This window comes from Kitasatospora sp. MBT66, assembly GCF_000710405.2.
GTDB lineage: Bacteria > Actinomycetota > Actinomycetes > Streptomycetales > Streptomycetaceae > Kitasatospora > Kitasatospora purpeofusca.
The window spans coordinates 1,052,377-1,071,949 of sequence record NZ_JAIY01000003.1 but is presented as its reverse complement, the minus strand read 5'-3'; the positions used below and the strand labels follow the sequence as shown (position 1 = coordinate 1,071,949).

Genomic DNA, 19,573 nt, shown 5'->3' with positions numbered 1-19,573 from the left:
GGCTCTGGTCGCGGCCCCGGGCCGGCAGCGGCCGGCGGCGCCTGGCCGGCGAACTCGCCGTCCTGGCCCTGACCGTCGCCGCCGTCGCCGAGGTCCGGCGGCGCGGCGTCGCCCCCACCGGGACGGGCGTCGACCCGCTGCTGGTCGCCGCGCCGCTGCTGCTCGCCCTCACCGGCGGACTGCTGCTCGCCCGCCTCCAGCCGCTGCTGCTCGGCGCCTTCGCCCGGGTGGCCACCCGGCGGCCCGGCGCCATCGGCTTCCTCGGCCTGGCCCGCGCCGCCCGGGGCAGCACCGAAGGGGCCCGGCCCTCCGTCCTGCCCCTGATCGCCCTGCTGCTCGCCGTCACCACCGCGGGCTTCGGCTCCACCGTGCTCGGGGCCGTCGACACCGAGCGCACCCACGCCGCCCGGCTGACCGTCGGCGGCGACGCCTCGGTGGTCGTCCCGATCGGCGTCCCGGTGTCGGAGGGCTTCGCCGAGGCGGCCGCCAAGCTGCCCGGGGTCCGCGCCTCCGCCCGGATCTGGGCCGACACCGAGGTGTTCGTGCTCGACGGCAACGGCTCCACCCGGGTCTTCGCCGTGGTCGCCGACCCGGTCGCGTACGCGGAGATGTCCCGCTCGCTCGGGCGGGGCGCCTTCGACGCGGCCGCGCTCTCCGGCGGCACCGGCGCGGCGGACGCCCCGGTGCCCGCCCTGGTCTCCACCGCCCTCGCCCGCAAGCTCGGCCCGGGCGCCACCCACCGCCTCCGGCTGCCCAACGGCGGGGAACTGCTCACCAGCACCGCCGCCACCGTCGACGGCACCCCGGCGCTCCAGGGCGACGACCGCCTGTTCGTCGTCCTTCCGGCCGGCCCGGCCGTCGCCCTCGCGCCCGAACTCGGCCGCGCCAACCTCTGGCTGGCCACCGGCTCCGTCGACCAGGACCGGCTGCGGAGCCTGGTGCGCGAGCAGATCGCCACCGAAGCCCAGCGGGCCACCGCCTTCCCCACCGCGGCCGGCGAAGGGAACGACGGGCTGCCCCCCGGCTACAGCGTGCGCACCAGCGCGGCCGTGAGCGCCGCCCTCGCCGCCGACCCGCTCCAGTCCGCCGCGGCCCGGCTGTTCTGGACCGCCGTCCTCGGGGCCGGCACCCTCGCCCTGCTGGCCGTCCTGCTCACCCTGGTCCGGGCCGCGCCCGAGCGCACCGCGCTGCTGGCCCGGCTGCGCACCATGGGCCTGCGGCCCCGGCAGGGCCTGACCCTGATCCTGATCGAGACGCTGCCGCAGACCCTGGTCGCGGCGGTCGGCGGCGGCCTGGTCGCGGTCGCGGCGGTCGCGCTGCTCGGGCCCGCCTTCGACCTGTCGGTCCTGGTCGGCGCGGACATCGCGCCCGGCCTGCCGGTCGCCGTCCCGCCGGTGCTGCTGCCGACGGTGGGCCTCGCCGCCCTCGTCTCCGCGGGCGTCGTCGCCGAGGCGCTGATCGCCGGCCGGCGGCAGATCGCCACCGAACTGCGGGCGGGGGACCAGCGATGACCCTCCCGCCCCGATCCCCGTCCGGGATTGGGAACGACCCCGGGTCCGACCCGGCGTCCGGGAACGACCCCGGGGCCGACCCGGCGTCCGGGACCGACCCCGGCGCCGCGTCCGGGGCCGCTCCCGGAACGCCGACCACACCCACGACGACAGGCCCCACGCCGACGAGAGGAGCACCGCGGTGAACGGCAGCGCCCAGGACCAGAAGACCGCCCCGGCCCCCACCTTCCAGGAACTCCAGGAGCGCGCCCGCGCTGCCGCGGCCGGACCGGCGGCGCACAGCGCGGACGCGGCCATCGTCTGCGACCGGCTGGTCCGCATCTTCAGCGCCCAGGGCGTCGAGGTGCAGGCCCTCCAAGGGCTCGAACTGACCATCCGGCAGGGCGACCTGGTCGCCCTGGTCGGCGCCTCCGGCAGCGGCAAGTCGACCCTGCTGACCATCCTGGCCGGGCTCGACGTACCGACCGCCGGCACCGCCACCGTGGCCGGCTGCGACCTGCTGGAGATGTCCGCGCGGGAACGGCTGCGCTACCGTCGCGAGGTGGTCGGCTTCATCTGGCAGCAGACCGCCCGCAACCTGCTGCCGTTCCTCACCGCCGCCGAGAACATCGCCCTGCCGATGCAGCTGCGCGGCGGCCGGTCCTCGCGCGTCGGCTCCCGGCAGCAGGCGGCCAGGGTCGCCGAGCTGATGGAGGCGCTGGAGATCGGCGAACTCGCCCGCCGGCGCCCGACCGAGATGTCCGGCGGCCAGCAGCAGCGCGTCGCCATCGCCGTCGCCATGGCCAACAACCCGCCGGTGCTGCTCGCCGACGAGCCCACCGGTGAGCTCGACTCGGAGACCGGGGCGAGCATCTTCGAGGCCTTCCGCACCGTCAACCGCGAACTCGGCGCCACCGTGGTGATCGTCACCCACGACCCGATGGTGGCCGGGGAGGTGCGCCGCACGGTCGCCATCCGCGACGGCCGCACCAGCAGCGAGGTGCTCCGCCGCACCCTCACCGACGAGCACGGCGAGGAGTCGGTCAACGAGACCGAGTACGTGATGCTGGACCGCACCGGCCGGGTCCAGCTCCCGGCCAAGTTCCTGGAGGCGCTGGGCATGGAGCACCGGGTCGCCGTCGAGCTGGCCCCCGACCACATCGCCGTCCGCCCGGACGACCTGGAGGGCCACTGAGGGTCCCGAGGGCCACTGAGGGGCGCTGAGGGTCACTGAGGGGCGCTGAGGGGCGCTGGGGGTCCCGCCGTCGGTCCCGTCGCTGTCGGAGTGTCAGCGGCGGGACCGGCGGTCCTCCCGGCGGAACCGGAGGTACTCCCGGGCGAGCAGCCGCAGCGCGGCGGGCTTGGCGGGGCTCGCCGAGCGGCGCAGCAGCGCGCCGAGGTCGGCGCGCGCCGCCGCCCCGGTGAGCTGCTCCACCCCGACGATGCAGCGGACCATCGGCCGGTGGACGGCCGGGACCAGCCCGATCACGGTCCGGGCCTCGGCCAGGGTGCGGTCCGCCTCGTCCAGCAGGCCGCCGAGCAGCTCCCGGACCGCCGGCAGGTCGCGGGCCTGTTCCAGATCGGCGCGGGTGACCCCGTGCCGCTCCAGCCGGTCCCGGGGGACGGTCAGCCGGCCCTCCGCCAGGTCCTCGGCGAGATCGTTGACGAAGTCGAGCCGCTGGCTGCCGTCGATGAAGGTCCGGCACGCGGCGCGGTACTCCGACTGGTCGCCGGCCGGGCCGAGCAGCGCGGCGACGACCATGAAGCCCGGCAGCGAGTACCCGTCCACGTAGCGCTGGTAGTCCGCCTCGGTGTCGAAACCGGTGAAGTCGAGATCGGCCTCGGCCGCGGCGAGGTGGTCCAGGACCCTGTCGCGCAGCTCGGGACGGGCCTCCGCGCTGTGCAGCAGCGGCCGCAGCTCGGGGTCGTCGGTCCGGCCCTCGGCGAGGCTGCGGGTCACTTCCTCGTGCCAGCGGGCGGCGGTCGCCCGCCGTTCCGCGAGCGGGCCGCTGTCGAGCAGGGTGTCGGTCCGGTGCATGAACGCGGCCGCCGCGATCACGTGCGGGACGGTCCGCTCCGGCAGCAGCAGCCCGGCCGCCACCGCGACCTCGCGCCGGTAGCGGGTCACCTGCTCCCGCTGCCGCCCGTAGTCGGCCCGCAGCCCCGCCTCCCGCACCCCGGCCGCGTCCAGCGCCCGTTCCCACCTGCCCACTCGGCTCACCCGTCCCTCTGCTCGGAAGGACCGAGCCTATGGCGTGTCCCCCGGACCCCGGGGCCCGGGCCCGTCGGGGGCCGTCGGGCCCGGGTGGGGAGGCCGGGCCCGGGTGGGATACTGGACCGGTCCATTCCGCGGCGGCAGGTGGTGAGGGGCGGCACATGAGCAGCCGGGTGCGGGTGCTGAGGAAGCAGAACCGGCTCAGTCTGGAGGCACTGGCGGAGCGGGTCGGGGTGACCAAGAGCTATCTGTCCAAGGTGGAACGCGGCCTCAGCGACCCGTCGATCTCGACCGCGCTCAAACTCGCGCACGCGCTGAACGTCGATGTCGGCCGGCTGTTCTCGGACGAGGTGGAGCCCGAGCTGATCACCGTGGTCCGGGCCGACGAGCGGACCCCGATGGGCGCCGGGACCGGTCCGGGCGACACCCGCTACGAGGGCATCGCGACCGGTCTGACCGACAAGCGGATGGTGCCGTTCATGATGCACCCGCCGACGGATCCGGTCGACCCGCCGTTCAAGTCCCACGCGGGGGAGGAGTACCTCTTCGTCCACGAGGGCACCGCCGAGCTGGAGTTCCCGGAGCGCACGGTGACCCTGGGGCCGGGCGACAGCGTGTACTTCAACTCCGCCCTGCCGCACCGCTGCCGCTCCACCGGCGGGCGGCCCGCCGCGGTCCTCGTGGTCATCCACGACGAGCCGGCCGGTCCCGCCGACCGCGTCCCGACCCTGCCCTGACGCGCACCGGCCCCGGCGTACGCTCCTGACGCGCATCGGCCCCGGTACCGCCTGAGCGGTACCGGGGCCGATGCGGCGTCGGCGGCTCAGCCCGCGGCGGAGAGCAGCTCCGCGAGGCGGGCGGTCCCGGCCCGGTCCAGGGGCAGCAGCGGACGGCGCGGCTCGCCGACGTCCAGACCGAGCAGGGCCAGACCGGCCTTCACGGTGGTGGGCAGGCCGCCGCCCAGGATGAACTCCAGTACCGGGAGCTGGCGTTGGAAGACCTCCAGGGCGAGGTCCCACTCACCCGCCCGGACGGCGCGGTGGAGTTCCAGGACCGGCCCGGGGATCAGGCAGGGCGCGGCGGTGCACCAGCCCGCCGCGCCGGCCGAGAAGGCCGCCAGCGCGAGCGGGTTGCTGCCGTTGTAGAACGGCAGGGCGCCGTCGGTGAGTTGTGCGAGCCGGTGCATCCGCCGTACGTCGCCGCTGCTCTCCTTCACCATGGTGATGTTCTCCACCCGCTCGACCAGCGAGACCATCAGCTCGGGGGAGAGGTCGACCCCGCTGGTGACGGGGTTGTTGTAGAGCATCACCGGGACGCTGACCGCGTCCGCCACGGCCGTGAAGTGGCCGGCCACCTCGCGCTCGTCGAGCTTCCAGTAGGCCTGCGGCAGCACCATCACGGCGTCCGCGCCCGCCTGTTCGGCGAACCGGGCGCGCCGGACCGCGCCCCGGGTGGTGAGGTCCGCGACACCGACCACGGCGGGCACCCGGCCGGCGACCGCGGCGAGCGAGGCCTCGGCGGCGGTGTACCACTCCTGGTCGTCCAGGTAGGCGCTCTCGCCGGTGGAGCCGAGCGGGGCGATCGCGTGGCAGCCGGCGTCGATCAGCCGGTCCACCAGGGCGGTGAGGGCTTCGGTGTCCACGCCGCCGTCGTCGCCGCCCTGCTCGCCCGAAGCGAACGGGGTGACCGGGTAGGCGATGATCCCTTCCAGTGCGAGTCCGGTCATCTCAGGCACCACCCTCGGAAGTCGCGTCGTCGTTGACGGCGTTGACGGCGTTGACGGCGTTGACGGCGTTGACGTTGATCGCGTCGCCGTGCCCGGCCCGCAGGGCGCGGCGGGCGTAGTACGCGAAGTTGGCCTGGCTGCGCTTGACGGTGGAGGTCCAGTCGTGGGCCTCCCGGGCGAGCGGCGCGGGTATCTCCTGGATCCGGCCGGCCGCCGAGGCCAGCAGTTGGAGCCGGGCGGCCCGTTCGAAGAGCACGGCGAGGGTGCAGGACTCCTCCACGCCGGCCGTGGCGACCAGCATGCCGTGGTGGGCCAGCAGCAGGGCCCGCTTGTCGCCGAGCGCGGCGGTGATGATCTCGCCCTCCTCGTTGCCGACCGGGATGCCGGGCCAGCTCTCCAGGAAGGCGCAGTCCTCGTACAGCGGGGTGAGGTCCATGTGCGAGACGACCAGGGGCGTCTCCAGCATCGACAGCGCGGAGATGTGAGCCGGGTGGGTGTGGATGATGCAGGAGACGTCGGGGCGGGCCCGGTACACCCAACTGTGGAAGCGGTTGGCGGGGTTGGCCATGCCCTCGCCCTCCAGGACCTCGAGGTCCTCGTCGACCAGGAGGAGGTTGTCCTCGGTGATCTCGTCGAAGCCGAGGCCGAGCCGCTGGGTGTAGTAGGTGCCCGGCCGTTCGGCGCGGGCGGTGATCTGGCCGGCCAGGCCGGAGTCGTGTCCGGCCTCGAAGAGGATCCGGCAGGTGAGGGCCAGCTTCTGGCGGATGGTCCAGTCGTTGTCGGGGATCGCGGTGCGCATTCTGCGGTGCGCGATGTCGACCAGGTCCGCCTTGGCGGTGGTCAGGGTCTCGGCCATGGCCGGGGTGCTCCTTCGTTCGGGGGCGTGCCGCAGCGGCGCGCGGCGGCCTGGTGTCGCGTGCCGGGCGCACCGGCAGGACACTGTGTTCACCATAGGACACGTCGTGTCCTGGCGTCGACAGTGATGCCGGGAGCGACGCCGACGGTGACCCCGGGTTCGGAGCGGGAACGGGCCGCCCGGGCGTCAGCTTTCTCCGCTCGTGCGACGGATCAGCCCCGAGCGCTCGGCGTCCGAGCGCAGATCGCTGCCGGGGGCGCCCCGGTCGATGCGGTCGCCCCGGCCGGCGGCCGTGCAGAGGGCGAAGACGAGGATGGCGCTCGCCGCCGCGGCGAGGATGCCGAGGGCGGTGAGGACGCGGAGCCAGGTCACGGGAGATGCCTCCAGGGGGACGGCGCGAGGGAGTGCCGCCGGGGATATCGGCAGACCGGCCGACGAGGTCGAGTGTCCACGGGCGGTTCCACCTACTGACCGCCGCGCGCACGGTCGTGCACGCGGGCGGTCGAAGCACGAACGGCGTGCACTACGCCGGGCCGTGCGCCCCTGGTGCCGTCGTCACCGGTGCCGGGGGTGCCGGGGGCACCGCAGGGGCGGCCGGGTCGGTCGGGGCGGCTGCATCCGGTACCAGGGCCCGGAGCGCCCCCAGGTCCGGCTTGCCGGTCCCGGACAGCGGGAGGTCCGGGAGCACCAGGATCGTCGCCGGCTCGCACAGCGGCCCGCCCCGCTCCCGCACCCACCGGCGCAGCTCCGCCACCGTCACCCCGCTGCCGGGGGCCACCGTCACGGCGGCGTGCGCGTGCTGGAGCCGGTCCCGGTCGGTGGTGGTGAACATGACCGCCTCGCGCACCGCCGGGTGCGTCAGCAGCGGGCCCTCGACCTCGCGGGGGAAGACGTTGTGTGCGTCGACGATCGCCACCGGATCGTGCCGCCCGGCCACCGTCAGATACCCCGAGCCGTCCAGCGCGCCCAGATCGCCGGTGTCCAGCCAGCCGTCCCGGAGCACCCTCGCGGTCGCCCCGGGGTCGCGCCAGTAGCCCTGCATCGCGGTCGGCGTGCGCACCCAGATCCGCCCGACGTCGCCCGTCGGCATCGGCCGGCCGTGCTCGTCCAGGATCCGCACCCCGGTGTCCGGGAGCGGCCGCCCGGCCGTGGTCAGCAGCCGGGGGTCGAGGTGCTCGTCCGGGGTGAGCCGGGTCACCGGGCCGCACTCGGTGAGGCTGTACGTCTGGTGCAGCACCCGGCCCAGCCGGCGGGTGGCCTCGGCCAGCCGCTCCGGGGCCGCCGGGCAGCCGGTGTAGGTGACGCGGCGCAGACTGCCGGTGTCGGTCCGGGCCAGCGCGGGGTGGTCGAGCACCCGGTACAGCAGGTGCGGCGGGAGGTAGGCCCGGGTCACCCGGTACCGCTCGATCGCCGCCAGGACCTCCGCCGCCGCGAAGCCGTCCTGCAGCACCACCGTGCCGCCCGCCGCCAGGGCCAGGTCGGCCGTCGTCCCGCCGCCGTGGCAGAGCGCCGTGCACAGCAGGAACACCGAGCCGGCGACCAGCTCCGGGCGCGGCGGCCGGGCGAAGCCGCGCTGCACCCCCTTCGGCCGCCCGGTCGAGCCGCCGGTGAACCGGATCGCCATCACGTCCTGCGGCCGGAACCGGGGCGCCACCGGCGCGGGCGACAGCGGTTCGGCCAGTGCCGTCAGGTCCGTGCCGAGCGGGCCGGGGCCGAGGGCCAGCAGCCGGGCCGACGGCAGCGCGCCCGCGATCCCGGCGGCCGCCGCGCCGCACCCCTCCGGGTCGAACACGAACGCCTCGGTCCCCGCCGAAGCGGCCAGCGCGATCAGCTCCGCGACCGTCCGGCCGGCGGGGAGCATCGCCACCCGGCAGCCGATCAGATTCGCGGCGAGCCGCACCAGCAGCGCCTCCGGCCGGTTCCCGGCCAGCAGCGTGACCCCGTCGCCGCGCCCCAGCCCGGTGGACCGCAGGGCCCGGGCGAGCCGGTGCACTGCGTCGAGGCACTCGGCGGCCGTCAGGGACCGCTCCCCGTACCGCAGCGCGACCCGCCCCGGATCACGCGCCAGCCCCGCCAGCACCTGCCCGGTGTACGTCGCGCCCGCCACCCCGGCATCCGCCCCACCCGCCCCGGCCCGCAGCGTCTCCGTCACTTGGCGCCCTCCACCCGCCCCGGCGGCCCGGGGGTCTGACGGTGCATCATGAACGGCGACCACCATAGGACCCTCGCCCCCGCCCCACCCGCCGGGGTCCGCCCCGGGAGCGTCGCCCGCCGACCGGAAGCCCCTCGCGCCCACCCGCGTGTCGCCGATACCTCGTGCCGACTCCGCTGCCTGCCCCTCCGGAGCCACCGCTGATCCCGGCCGAGCCAGGCCGGGCCGGACCGTCCGGTGCCGACCGGACCCGATCCCGTTCCGCCGAGGCGTCGAGCTCGGAGGCCGGCTGTCGGACCCGGCGGATAGGTTCCGCGCATGGTCAGGTACGGAGAGCCGGGAGCGGTGGCGTGGGTGGAGTCCCTCGGTGGGCCGTTCGTCGTGCTTCCCGAGGTCGTGCTGGAGGCGTGGTCGGGATCGGCCGGGAACGACGACGCCGGTGACGACTACGACCGGGCCTGTGCCGTCGAGGGCTTCATCGGGCTGCTCCGGGTCGGCTCGGCGGAAGGCCTGGTCCTCGGGGACGAACCCGCCTCGACCGCCTACCTGCCGGCACAGGGTGTGTTCGTGCGCTGGTCGGCGGCGGAGTCCGAGGAGGCGATGCTCGGGAGCGTGGACGCGGCGATGCGTGCCGCTCCTTGGGAGCCGGAGCTGACCTGGAAGGTGCCGGGGCCGGTCGTGCTGTTCGACTCGGCCTGGACGGGTGAGGAGTCCCGTCTGCAGGAGCACGTACGGGTCGACCTGGAGGCCGGGTCCTACGGCGTTCGTGCCGCCTACGTCGAACCCGACCCGCAGACCGCGCTCACGCTGGTCGCCGTGCGCCGCCTCCCGGGGTGATGCGTCCGGACCGGAGCGCGTGACGAGGAGTCGTCCTGCGGCAGGAGGCGTACTGTTCGCCGGCAGGGACCGCGAGCTGTCCGCCCGTCCGCCCGTCCGGTTGCCGCGGTGTCCGTGGACAGCCCCGCCGCCGAACGCCCCCGTCCTCGGGACCGGGCGCCGGGAACCGCGGCGGGAGTCGGCGGCGTGGATTGTTATCGTTCCAGGTCGGGCACGGACGGGACGGGTGAGCAGTATGGACGGGTCGGCCATCGTGGGCGGAGCGAGGGCGGGCGCGCCGGGCGCGGGCCGGACGGCGGGGGCGGGGATGGAACCGCGGGGACCGGTGGACCTGCGCGGCGTGGCCGGCGAGCCGTTCGTCGTGCTCTACCCGGCCGACGCGGTCGTGGTCGTCTCCGGGCTGCCCGGCAGCGGCAAGAGCACCCTGCTACGGCGCTGGTCCGCCCGCGCGCCGCAGGCCGTGACCGTCGACCCGCGCGCCGTGCACGAGGCCTGCGCCGCTGTCATGCCGGACCGCCTGCCGTACGCGGTCTACCGCCCCTGGGCCCGGCTGGAGCACTTCCGGCTGCTGCGCCGCTCGCTGCGCCGGGGCGGCCCGCTGCTGGTGCACGACTGCGGCAGCCGGGCGTGGATGCGCCGCTGGCTGGCCCGCGAGGCCGCCCGGCAGGGGCGGGAGCTGCACCTCGTCCTGCTCGACGTCGGGGCGGCGACCGCCCTGGCCGGTCAGCGGGCCCGCGGCCGCTGGGCCTCGAACCGGGTCTTCGCCCGCCACCGCCGGGGCCTGGACCAGCTGATCGCGGCGCTCACCGCGCACACCCGGGGCGACGGGGGGACGCCGGTGCCGGAGGCGGCGTCGGTGCTGCTGCTGGACGGCCGGTCCCGCTCGCGGGCGGCCGAGGCGCGGTTCGGCCGCGACGCGGTGGCCGACGGGGGCTGACCCGTGCTCGACCGCCGGCCCGGCCTTCGGACCGGTCCACCGCGCCGCCCGGGAGCCGCCGATGGACCGTGGCCGGACGATCCTGTTCCGGTGGGCGGTTGACGCGGGTAAGGGTCGGCCGGGGAGACTGTGCGGGTAGACCGTCCTGCCGATCAGTCAGTCGCGAGGGAGCGCACCCTATGCCCGGCCCCACCGCCGTCACCGACAGCCTCTGGTTCCGCCGTTTCCATCCGTTCGACACGGCGCCCGTCCGGGTCGTGATGTTCCCGCACGCGGGCGGCTCGGCGGGCTTCTTCCGGGACTGGTCGGCCGAGCTGTCGCCCTACGCGGACGTGCTCGCCACCCAGTACCCCGGCCGGCTGGACCGGATCGACGAGCGGGCGCTCGACTCGCTGCCCGAGCTGGCCGACCGGGTCTATGCCGCGCTGCGGCCGTGGGCGGACCGCCCGCTGGTCCTGTTCGGGCACAGCATGGGGGCGGCGGTCGCCTTCGAGGTGACCCGCCGGTTCGAGCGCGACAAGGTGGCCGGTCCGGTGCGGCTGGTCGCCTCGGGCAGCCGGGCGCCGTCCGAGCCGCGCGACTCCGCCGTGCACCTGCTGCCCGACGAGGGCCTGCTGGCCGAGCTGGCCAGGCTCGGCGGCACCGACGAACGCCTGCTGGCCGACCCGGAGTTGAGGGCGATGATCCTGCCCTCGCTGCGCGGCGACTACACGGCCGTCGAGACCTACGTGGCCGCGCCGGAGGACACGGTCCAGGTGCCGGTGACCTCCCTGACCGGCGACAACGACCCGCGGGTGACCCTCGACCAGGCGGGCGACTGGGCCGCCCACACCACCGGCGGTTTCGAGCTGAAGGTCTTCCCCGGCGGGCACTTCTACCTGACCCACGAGCGGACCGGCGTGCTGGACGTGCTGAAGTCCCACCTGCGCGAGATCTGAGTCGCCGGTCGTCACCGGTCGTCGCCGGGGCGCGGGCGTGCGCGCCCCGGCGACCACCGACTCCTCCGGCCCTCACCCGGCCCGGTTCAGGGCCGGGCGAGGGCCTGTTCGAGCAGTTCCTGGAGCGCCATCCGCTGCTCCGGGCCCAGCCCTGCCAGCGGTGAGTCGGCGGCGAGCAGGGCCAGCAGCCGCTCCCGCAACCCGGTGCCCGCCGGGGTGAGGACGAGCTGCCGCGCCCGCCGGTCGGTGGGGTGGGGGCGCCGTTCGACCAGCCCCTGCCGTTCCAGCCGGTCGACGACGAAGGTGGCGTTGGACGGCTCGCAGCTCATCCGTCCGGCGAGTTCACGCATCGTCAGCGGGCCGTGCAGCTCGCGCAGTGCGGTGGCCTGGGCCGCCGTGAGGCCGAGCCCGGCGGCGTGCTCGCGCAGATGGTCGCCGATCCGCTGGGCGAGTCCGTTCACCAGGCCGCAGAGGGCCCGCTCGGCCCGGACCCGTTTGGTACGGATCTGTTCGGCGCGGACCTGTTCGGCCCGGACCCGTTCGTCCGGCACATCCGGGGGCGGTGTCATGCGGCCATGCTACCCAGCAGAAAGCGTCAAGCCGGAACAATGCAAGCTTGAAGCATCTCGCCGGTGAGCTCCCGCCGATCGCCGTCACGGCGTCAGTCCTCCTTCGGGGGCCGGGGAAGTGCCCGGGGCGGGTGGTGGTCCCAGCTGCCCGGCCGGGGCGGTTCCCAGACCGAGCAGTCGTGGGCGAAGAGGACGCGTCGAGGGTCGAACTCGCCGAGGCGGTCCAGCCAGGGCCGGTAGTCGGGGAGCGGCTGTTCCACGCCTCGGCGGGCCGCGTGCCGGGCCAGGTGGTCCGATCCGAACTCCGACGCGAAGTCGTGGGCCTGGCCGGCCAGGACCACGGTGCCGTCGTCCTGTTGGACCACGAGCGACTGGTGTCCCTCGGTGTGCCCGGGGGTGGGGAGGATCCGGATTCCGGGCAGGACCTCCGCCTCGCCGTCGAGCTCCTCGTAGGTCGCGCCGGGGAAGTCGACCAGTTCGTCGATGGTGTAGCCGCCCCGGCGGGCGGTGGCCAACTCCACGGTCTGGACCAGGATCGGCGTGCCGCCCAGCAGCGGGTTCCCGCCGCAGTGGTCGAAGTGGAGGTGGCAGTTCACGACCAGGGAGACGTCCGCGAGGGTGACTCCCGCGGTGGCGAGGGCGCCCTCCAGCGGCCTGCGCCGGGGCCGGTAGTGGGCCTCGGTCCCGGGGTCGGCGGCGCCGATGCCGGTGTCGAAGAGGATCAGTCCCCGGTCGTGCCGCACCAGATAGGCGAGCACGGGTTCGACACGTGGCCGGGAGCCGCCGGTCTCCGAGGCGGGGCGGACGAAGTAGCCCAGGTCGAGTCGGCGTACCGCTGTGTGATTACCCATCCGGTCATCCTGACGCGCGGCCGGGTCCGCTTCGGGACTGTCCGCCGACAGCGGATCCGGCCGGATGCACGGGCGCGGCCGATCGGCTCTCCGGGGCGACCGGGTCCGCCGGTCGCACGGATGTTGCTCAGGCAGGGATGACCGGAATGACAGGAGCAATCGGGGAGACATCAAATGTTGACACGTTTGTGACAACAGGTCACGCGTAAAGCCTTCCCCAAATGCTTGCTGTTCTGGCATGTTGCGTTCAACCCCCGTGTGATCCCCTCAAGCACGGGCCCCGATCGGAGGACGCACGTGTCACCCCTGATATCCCGGCGGGTCGGCCGCCCCACCGCCGCGCTCGCCCTGCTGGCCGCCGCGGCCCTGGCCACCCCCGCGACCCTGGCCGTCGCGGCACCCGCCGCGCCCGCCTCCGCCCCCGTCGTCCAGGCCCCGGCCGCTCCGGCCGCCGCGGCCGCGTCGCAGAGCCAGGCCGCGCCGCAGGCTCCCGTCGCCGCCACCGCCTGGGCCGCCGGGACCCGTGCCTACCTGGTGATCAGCGCCCCCGCCGACGTCGCCGCCGCCAAGTCCGCGGTGACCGCCAACGGCGGCACCGTCTTCGCGAGTTACGACGCGATCGGCGTCGTCGTCGCCCACTCCACCGGCACCGGCTTCGCCGCCGCGGTGCGCGGGGCGGCCGGCGTCCAGCAGGTCGGCGCGACCCGCACCTCGGACGTCCCGGCCGACGCCTACAACCCGGCGCTGCCCGCGAACCCCGCCCAGTCGGCGACCACGCTGACCGAGTCCAACCGCTGGGACATGACCCAGATCAAGGCCGACCAGGCCTGGGCCGTCTCCACCGGCTCGTCCGCGGTCAAGGTCGGCGTGCTGGACACCGGTGTCGACGACCAGCACCAGGACCTGGCGCCGAACTTCGACGCCGCCGACTCCGCCTCCTGCGCCTACGGCAAGGCCGACACCCGCACCGGTGCCTGGCGCGACGTCGACACCCACGGCACCCACGTCGCCGGCACCATCGCCGCCGCCAAGAACGGCAAGGGCGTCATCGGCGTGGCCCCCGGCGTCAAGATCGCCTCCGTCCGGATCGCCGAGCCGACCAGCACCCTGTTCTTCGCCGAGAACACCGTCTGCGGCTTCGTCTGGGCCGGCGACCACGGCTTCAAGGTGACCAACAACAGCTACTACACCGACCCGTGGCAGTTCAACTGCCCGGACAACCTGGACCAGGCCGCCATCATCGAGGGCGTCCGCCGGGCCCAGGCCTACGCCGAGGGCAAGGGCTCGCTCCAGGTCGCCGCGGCCGGCAACTCCAACTACGACCTGGCCAACAAGACCACCGACAGCGACAGCCCCAACGACTCCACCAAGGTCACCCGGACCATCACCAACGCCTGCATCGACATCCCGACCGAGCTGCCCGGCGTGGTGACCGTCTCGGCCATGGCCAGCGGCACCGGCAAGGCCTCGTACTCGAACTTCGGCCGGGGCGTCATCGACGTCGCCGCGCCCGGCGGTGACGGCGCCACCGGCGTGTACTCCACGCTGCCCGGCGGCAAGTACGGCACCAAGAGCGGCACCTCGATGGCCTCCCCGCACGTGACCGGTGTCGCGGCGCTGATCGCGAGCGCCAACCCGACCTTCACCCCGGCCGACATCCGCGCCCGTCTGGCCACCCAGGCCAACGACGTGGCCTGCCCGTCCGACAGCCGCTGCACCGGCACCACCGCCAACAACGCCTTCTTCGGCGAGGGCCAGGTCGACGCGCTCAAGGCGGTCGGCGGCGGCACCCCGCCCACCGGCAAGTACTTCGAGAACCTGACGGACGTGGCGATCACCGACAACGCGACGGTGGACAGCCCGCTGGCCGTCACCGGGGTCGGCGGCAACGCCCCCACCGCGCTCAAGGTCGGCGTGGACATCAAGCACACCTACCGCGGTGACCTGGTGATCTCCCTGGTCGCGCCGAACGGCACGGTCTACCTGCTGGAGGACTTCACCGACAGCGACAGCGCCGACAACGTCGCCAAGACCTACACCGTCAACGCCTCCGCGAGCCCGGCCGACGGGACGTGGAAGCTGCGGGTCAAGGACGGCGCCTCCGGCGACGTCGGCACCGTCGACGCCTGGAACCTGACCTTCTGACGGTCGCCCCGTCCGGTGGGCAGTGCGGACGGGGACCGGGACGCGCCACGGCGGCGGGGGCAATCCCCGCCGCCGTGGCTTTTTCGTTCCTGCTCCCCGGGTTCCTCCGGTGGTTCCTCCGGCGCCGGCCCGTTGTGTCCTCAGCGGGAGGACGGCCCCGGCAGCAGGGGGCCGGGGAGCAGCGGGCCGGTGACGTTCTTGACCTCGTCGTCGTCGTTGTCGTTCACGGCCGTCGTGACCGAGCTGGTCACCCCGGAGGCCAGGCCGAGCACCAGGAAGAGCACCAGCAGTCCCCGGCCCGCGCCGCTCATGACCAGCGGGCGGGTCGCCGACACCGTCCCCTCGGGGTCCAGACCGGGCTCGTCGCCGAAGAGCCGCTTCGGGTAGGCCGGGGTGAGCATCACCAGGTAGGCCGTGTACCGCATCCGGTAGCGCAGCACCGCCGCGGTCGCCTCGAACAGCGGCTGCGGCATCCGTCCGAGGACCAGCACCACCAGCCAGCTGATCCAGCCGACCACCCACCAGCCCGCGTAGAGCAGCCACTGCACCACGGCGGCCGGGATGACCAGCACGATCCGGAACAGCACCGCGAGCCGGTTCAGCTCCCCGGGCCTGAGGCCGACCTGCACGGGGTACTCGGGGACGCGGAAGGCGAACGGCGGGTAGCTGCCCGTCGTCATCAGCAGGTACGCGTTCACCCGGGTCTCGTACGGCACGTACGCGCAGAGGTAGTCGGCGGCGAAGACCGGGAGCCGTCCGAGGACGAGGGCGCCGAACCAGCCGATGACCGTGACCACGAACGCCACGATCGACAGCACCCAGAGCACGATGAACTGCGGGATCAGCAGCAGGAGCCGGAACAGCACGGTCAGCCGGTTCTGGGCTCCGGGCGCGGGAATGTCGAGCGTGGGCAGCCATTCGTTCGGGTACGGGGCGGCGGCGGGGGGAGCCTGCCACATCGGGGCCTCCAGGGCTCGACACCGGGGCGCGCGGTGGACCCGCGCGTGCTCCGAAGATCGCAGCCGTCCGGGGAGCCCGCGCGCTGCGTTGCGCCACCCGTGCGACGCCGGCCGTGCGACGCCGTCCGTGCGACGACGCCCGGCCGGCCGGAACCAGGCCGGTCCGGATCGGTCATTCAGGCAGTCGATCTGATAAGCAAGCGGTCGCGATACGACAGCGAAACCTTGGTGGAGTGGTCGTGATCGATCGATTGTGGTCGAAGGTTCTCCTGGGGGCGCAGACGGGGCAGCATCGGTTCCGGGGCGATCGGGAGTTCGCCCGATCGTCCGTCGGACGCGGAGCATCCTCCCGGCTGTCATGTCCGGGACGTGATGCGCCGTGCTGTGCCGTGCTGTGCTGTGCCGTGAATGCGACACGACGTGATGTGACCATGCGACCTGCTCACCATGGGGGTGCCGGCTTGCCAGGGTTCGACGACTACCATCACCGCCTCTCGGGACCGGTGGCCGAGGGGCTCGACCCCGGGGCCGACACCGACGAGCCGGACCGGGCGGCGTACGGCTTCCCCGCGTCGGGCGACCTCCTGGAGCTGACCGACTTCGCCGACTTCCTCCGCTTCTCCGCCGAGCTCACCGGCTTCGACGAGAGCGAATTGCGCGACACCGGCATGGCCCACGAGCACCACCGGACCCTGCTCGCCCACCGGGTCCGCGACGAGCACGCCCTGGTCCACCTCTGGTATGTCGGCGCCTGGCCGGACGAGCCGCCCGCCTCGCCCCGGGCCCACGACCGCGGCCTGATGTGGCGCACCTTCCACGGCGCCGCCCCCGGCAGCACCGCCCCCGGCCACGGCAGCTGGGCCGAGGCCCCGCAGGACGGGGCCGGCCGATGACCCGGGACGCCGCGCGGCACCGGGACGGCGCCCGGTCGGACGCCAACCGCGAGGACGGCACCCGCCAGGAGGCCCGCCGGCACTGGGACGTGATCGTCGTCGGCGCGGGCTTCGCCGGCTCGCTGGTGGCCCACCGCCTGGGCGGCCACGGCCACCGGGTCCTCGTCCTCGAAGCGGGCCACGACGTCCCCGACCCCGCCACGACCGCCACCGCCTACCTCGCGGCCGGCGGCGGCACCCCCACCTCGCCCTACCCCCGCAGCGCCGACGCGCCGTCCCCGGACGTCGACGACCTGACCGGCCTGCCCGACGGCGGGTTCACGGCCACCGGATACCTGCTCCAGCACGGCCCGCTGCCCTACGCGAGCGGCTACCTGCGCGCCAACGGCGGCACCGGCCTGCTCTGGACCGGTCTCACCCCGCGCATGCACCCCGAGGACTTCCGCACCGCCGACCTCGGCCACGGCCGCAACTGGCCCATCGGCTACCAGGACCTCGAACCGTACTACCGGCAGGCCGAACACGAACTCGGCGTCGCCGCCGACGCCGACCAGCAGCGCCGCGCCGTCGGACTGCCCATCCCCGCCGACTACGCCTTCCCGATGCGCGCGATCCCCGCCACCCACCTGGACCGGACCCTCGCCCGCGCCCTCGACGGCCGGACCGTCCGCGACCCGGCCGACGACGAGGACGCCCGCCTCGCCGTCAGCACCACCCCGCACGCCCGCAACGGCATGCCCACCCGACCGGAGCACCCGGTCGGGCCGCTCTGCCAGGGCACGGCCTCCTGCGTGCCGGCCTGCCCCAGCGGCGCCAAGTACACCCCGCTGCGCACCCAGGCCCGCTGGGCGCCCAGTGTCCGGCTGCGCACCGGAGCCGTGGCGAGCCGGGTCCTGGTCGACGGCACCGGCCGCGCCACCGGCGTCGAGTACCACGCGGACGGCACCACCCACCGCGTCCACGCCGACCTGGTCGTCCTTGCCGCCCACGCGATCGAGAACGCCCGGCTGCTGCTCCTCTCCGGCCTCGCCAACCGCAGCGACCAGGTCGGCCGCAACCTGATGGACCACCCGGCCCTGCTCACCTGGGGCCTGCTGCCGGAGCCGACCGGTCCCTACCGGGGGCCGGGCTCCACCAGCGGGCTGGAAGCCTTCCGCTTCGGCCGGGCCCGGGCCCGGCGGGCACCGTTCCGGATCGAGATCGGCAACTGGGGCTGGTCCTGGGCCGGGCGACCGCCCCAGGTCGAGACCGGGGCCCTGCTGCGCACCGGGGTGCGCGGCAAGGACCTGCGCGAGCGCCTCGGCGACCGGCTCGGCCGTCAGTTCTCGCTCCAGTTCGAACTGGAGCAGCCCGCCGACCCGGCCAACCGGGTCACCCTCGACCACAGCCGGCCGGACCGCCTCGGCCTGCCGAGACCGGCCCTCCACTACGACCTCTCCGGCTACGTCCGAGAGGGCATGGCCTCCGCCCGGGCCGTCTCCGACCAGCTGTTCGCCCTGCTCGGCGCCGAGGACCACACCCGCTACGAGGCCGGCCCCGGCTGGCCCGGGCGGCTCGAACACGACGGCCGGCCGTACGGCTACCGGGGCGCCGGCCACGGCGGCGGCACCCACACCATGGGCGAATCGCCGGGCACCTCCGTGGTCGACCAGTGGCAGCGCTGCTGGGACCACCCCAACCTCTACGCCGTCGGCTGCGGCTCGATGCCCTCGCTCGGCACCTCCAACCCCTCGCTCACCATGGCCGCCCTCGCCCTGCGCAGCGCCGACCGCGCCCACCACGACCTGACGGCCCTGCGCGGCCCGGCGGAACTCACCGCGCCGCGACCGTCCGAGCCTTCCGCCGCGCCCGCTTCCTCCTCCGCGCCCGCGTCTTTACCGACCCCGTCCAGGGAGCCCTCATGACCGGTCTGCCACTGCCCCCCGTGCCGGAGCCGTACTACCTGCCCTTCCACTACGGAGCCCTGCACAACATCGGGGTGGACTACCTGGTCGACCCCGGACCGGTCCAGGAACTACTGGCCGAGCGTCATCCGGCTCTGGCCGCGGCCGACTTCGGCGGCCGGGCCTGCGTCTCGCTCAACTACCAGCTGTACTTCGCCCAGTACCCGACCGGCGGCGGGATCACCGAGGAGGTGGAGATCAACGTGATCGCCCACCCCCGGTCCGCCGCCGACCGCCTGCCGGCCGTCGACTACGGCCAGTACGCCCGGGGCCACGACCAGACCAGGCTGCTCGGCATCGCCCGCCTCCATGTGCTCTGCGACAACCCGCTCGCCATCGACGCCGGCACCCGGCTCTACGCCGAGCCCAAGCACCCCGGCTGGTTCACCGCCGTCCTGCCCTCCCTGAACGCGGCCGCCGTGCACGACCGCTGGTCTGTCGCCTGCCACCGCGCCACCCTCGGCCCGGACGGGCTGCGCCGGCACGAGGAGGAGTTGTTCGCCGTCGAGGCCGACCTGGCCGGCCTCGACAGCGAGCCGGTCGTCAACACCCCCGTCACCGGCTACGGCACCGACGAGGAGGGCCGACTGCTGGCCGGCCCGCTCACCGTCCACCAGCCCTACCGCTTCCACCCGCTGGACGCCCGCACTGCCGACCGGGTCCGCCTCACCCTCGGCGAACGCGGCCCGGAAAGCCCTGGCGCGGACAGGCCCGGTCCGGGCGGTCCCGCCCGGGAAGCCGTCGCCGACCTCGCCCGCCTGGTCGGCGACGCCCCCGCGGCCGGCGCCTGGACCTACCAGTCCGCACCGGTGGCCGCCCACCACCGCCCCTACTACATCCCCTGACGCCGGGTGGGTGCGGAGGTGGGCGCCTCCTGGTCGATGGTGGACCGGGCCCGGAGGCTCCGTCCGCGTCCTTGCCCACAGTGACCGGTGGGCCGGACAGCAGCCGCCCGTGGGCTCCACCGGCGGCTGCTGTCACGGGCCCTGGTTGCGCCCGGCGCGCCCCGTGGGCCGCCGTTCGGTCAGAGGCAGGGTGCCGTGCGGAAGGTCGGATCCGGGC

At 74.8% G+C, this 19,573-nt stretch carries 18 protein-coding genes; 10 read left to right on the top strand and 8 right to left on the bottom strand.

Annotated features, from left to right (window positions below):
- Together BI06_RS06750 and BI06_RS06745 are read left to right on the top strand one after the other, a co-directional pair.
- Window positions 1-1,511, top strand: a 1,511-nt coding sequence (locus BI06_RS06750) for an FtsX-like permease family protein (protein ID WP_043465689.1), incomplete at its 5' end; no start/stop codon positions are given.
- Between the two features lie 181 nt (window positions 1,512-1,692).
- Window positions 1,693-2,685 (top strand): ABC transporter ATP-binding protein, encoded by a 993-nt coding sequence (locus BI06_RS06745; protein ID WP_030397646.1) that lies wholly within the window; start codon window positions 1,693-1,695, stop codon window positions 2,683-2,685.
- A 93-nt stretch (window positions 2,686-2,778) separates the two neighbouring features.
- Here BI06_RS06745 and BI06_RS06740 read toward each other — a convergent pair whose 3' ends face one another.
- Window positions 2,779-3,702: a squalene/phytoene synthase family protein gene (locus BI06_RS06740; protein ID WP_043465686.1), complete on the bottom strand. Its 924-nt coding sequence runs from the start codon at window positions 3,700-3,702 to the stop codon at window positions 2,779-2,781.
- Window positions 3,703-3,866: 164 nt separating this feature from the next.
- Between BI06_RS06740 and BI06_RS06735 the strand changes: the two genes are divergently transcribed.
- Window positions 3,867-4,442: a helix-turn-helix domain-containing protein gene (locus tag BI06_RS06735; protein ID WP_043465684.1), complete on the top strand. Its 576-nt coding sequence runs from the start codon at window positions 3,867-3,869 to the stop codon at window positions 4,440-4,442.
- A gap of 86 nt (window positions 4,443-4,528) precedes the next feature.
- On the opposite strand, the gene BI06_RS06730 is transcribed toward BI06_RS06735, so the two are convergent.
- From BI06_RS06730 to BI06_RS06715, 4 genes are all read right to left on the bottom strand, one after another.
- Window positions 4,529-5,431 carry a dihydrodipicolinate synthase family protein gene (locus BI06_RS06730; RefSeq protein WP_043465683.1) on the bottom strand — a complete coding sequence of 301 codons (903 nt, stop codon included), beginning with the start codon at window positions 5,429-5,431 and terminating at the stop codon, window positions 4,529-4,531.
- Window position 5,432: 1 nt separating this feature from the next.
- Window positions 5,433-6,287 (bottom strand): aldolase, encoded by an 855-nt coding sequence (locus BI06_RS06725; protein WP_082558309.1) that lies wholly within the window; start codon window positions 6,285-6,287, stop codon window positions 5,433-5,435.
- Between the two features lie 186 nt (window positions 6,288-6,473).
- Entirely contained in the window at window positions 6,474-6,659 is a 186-nt protein-coding gene (locus BI06_RS06720; RefSeq protein WP_030397651.1) for a hypothetical protein, read from the bottom strand.
- Between the two features lie 151 nt (window positions 6,660-6,810).
- Window positions 6,811-8,439, bottom strand: a complete 1,629-nt coding sequence (locus BI06_RS06715) for an AMP-binding protein (RefSeq protein ID WP_082558308.1) — start codon at window positions 8,437-8,439, stop codon at window positions 6,811-6,813.
- Window positions 8,440-8,757: 318 nt separating this feature from the next.
- On the opposite strand from BI06_RS06715, the gene BI06_RS06710 reads away from it, so the two are divergent.
- The 3 genes from BI06_RS06710 (at window position 8,758) to BI06_RS06700 (ending at window position 11,151) form a co-directional block, all read left to right on the top strand.
- Entirely contained in the window at window positions 8,758-9,276 is a 519-nt protein-coding gene (locus BI06_RS06710; protein WP_043465682.1) for an Imm21 family immunity protein, read from the top strand.
- Between the two features lie 307 nt (window positions 9,277-9,583).
- Window positions 9,584-10,213 carry an AAA family ATPase gene (locus tag BI06_RS06705; protein ID WP_094745719.1) on the top strand — a complete coding sequence of 210 codons (630 nt, stop codon included), beginning with the start codon at window positions 9,584-9,586 and terminating at the stop codon, window positions 10,211-10,213.
- Window positions 10,214-10,392: 179 nt separating this feature from the next.
- Window positions 10,393-11,151: a thioesterase II family protein gene (locus tag BI06_RS06700; RefSeq protein WP_030397655.1), complete on the top strand. Its 759-nt coding sequence runs from the start codon at window positions 10,393-10,395 to the stop codon at window positions 11,149-11,151.
- Window positions 11,152-11,237: 86 nt separating this feature from the next.
- Here the strand turns inward: BI06_RS06700 and BI06_RS06695 are convergent, their stop codons facing one another.
- Window positions 11,238-11,720, bottom strand: coding sequence for a MarR family winged helix-turn-helix transcriptional regulator (locus BI06_RS06695; protein WP_082558307.1), 483 nt, complete (start codon window positions 11,718-11,720; stop codon window positions 11,238-11,240).
- A gap of 92 nt (window positions 11,721-11,812) precedes the next feature.
- Entirely contained in the window at window positions 11,813-12,571 is a 759-nt protein-coding gene (locus BI06_RS06690; protein ID WP_051740323.1) for an N-acyl homoserine lactonase family protein, read from the bottom strand.
- Window positions 12,572-12,868: 297 nt separating this feature from the next.
- Here BI06_RS06690 and BI06_RS06685 point away from each other — a divergent pair, with 297 nt between their 5' ends.
- On the top strand, window positions 12,869-14,716 hold the full coding sequence (locus BI06_RS06685; protein WP_369826052.1) for a S8 family serine peptidase: 1,848 nt from the start codon (window positions 12,869-12,871) through the stop codon (window positions 14,714-14,716).
- A 140-nt stretch (window positions 14,717-14,856) separates the two neighbouring features.
- Here the strand turns inward: BI06_RS06685 and BI06_RS06680 are convergent, their stop codons facing one another.
- Window positions 14,857-15,675, bottom strand: coding sequence for a DUF4389 domain-containing protein (locus BI06_RS06680; RefSeq protein ID WP_051740322.1), 819 nt, complete (start codon window positions 15,673-15,675; stop codon window positions 14,857-14,859).
- Between the two features lie 461 nt (window positions 15,676-16,136).
- Between BI06_RS06680 and BI06_RS06675 the strand changes: the two genes are divergently transcribed.
- The 3 genes from BI06_RS06675 to BI06_RS06665 are packed head-to-tail and all read left to right on the top strand — an operon-like array spanning window position 16,137 to window position 19,356.
- Window positions 16,137-16,568 (top strand): hypothetical protein, encoded by a 432-nt coding sequence (locus BI06_RS06675; RefSeq protein ID WP_233290029.1) that lies wholly within the window; start codon window positions 16,137-16,139, stop codon window positions 16,566-16,568.
- Entirely contained in the window at window positions 16,565-18,472 is a 1,908-nt protein-coding gene (locus tag BI06_RS06670; RefSeq protein WP_082558306.1) for a GMC family oxidoreductase, read from the top strand. Before BI06_RS06675 ends, BI06_RS06670 begins: the two co-directional genes overlap by 4 nt.
- Complete coding sequence (locus tag BI06_RS06665; protein ID WP_030397662.1) at window positions 18,469-19,356, top strand: hypothetical protein; 888 nt, start codon at window positions 18,469-18,471, stop codon at window positions 19,354-19,356. The genes BI06_RS06670 and BI06_RS06665 overlap by 4 nt, the downstream gene beginning before the upstream one ends.
- Window positions 19,357-19,573 lie beyond the last annotated feature (217 nt).

Excerpts from the sequence above, each read along its gene's own strand:
- BI06_RS06700 (WP_030397655.1), top strand. The coding sequence starts at position 10,393 with ATGCCCGGCCCCACCGCCGTCACCGACAGCCTCTGGTTCCGCCGTTTC.
- BI06_RS06670 (WP_082558306.1), top strand. The coding sequence starts at position 16,565 with ATGACCCGGGACGCCGCGCGGCACCGGGACGGCGCCCGGTCGGACGCC.
- BI06_RS06705 (WP_094745719.1), top strand. The coding sequence starts at position 9,584 with ATGGAACCGCGGGGACCGGTGGACCTGCGCGGCGTGGCCGGCGAGCCG.
- BI06_RS06725 (WP_082558309.1), bottom strand. The coding sequence starts at position 6,287 with ATGGCCGAGACCCTGACCACCGCCAAGGCGGACCTGGTCGACATCGCG.
- BI06_RS06665 (WP_030397662.1), top strand. The coding sequence starts at position 18,469 with ATGACCGGTCTGCCACTGCCCCCCGTGCCGGAGCCGTACTACCTGCCC.
- BI06_RS06695 (WP_082558307.1), bottom strand. The coding sequence starts at position 11,720 with ATGACACCGCCCCCGGATGTGCCGGACGAACGGGTCCGGGCCGAACAG.
- BI06_RS06730 (WP_043465683.1), bottom strand. The coding sequence starts at position 5,431 with ATGACCGGACTCGCACTGGAAGGGATCATCGCCTACCCGGTCACCCCG.
- BI06_RS06735 (WP_043465684.1), top strand. The coding sequence starts at position 3,867 with ATGAGCAGCCGGGTGCGGGTGCTGAGGAAGCAGAACCGGCTCAGTCTG.
- BI06_RS06690 (WP_051740323.1), bottom strand. The coding sequence starts at position 12,571 with ATGGGTAATCACACAGCGGTACGCCGACTCGACCTGGGCTACTTCGTC.
- BI06_RS06680 (WP_051740322.1), bottom strand. The coding sequence starts at position 15,675 with ATGTGGCAGGCTCCCCCCGCCGCCGCCCCGTACCCGAACGAATGGCTG.
- BI06_RS06710 (WP_043465682.1), top strand. The coding sequence starts at position 8,758 with ATGGTCAGGTACGGAGAGCCGGGAGCGGTGGCGTGGGTGGAGTCCCTC.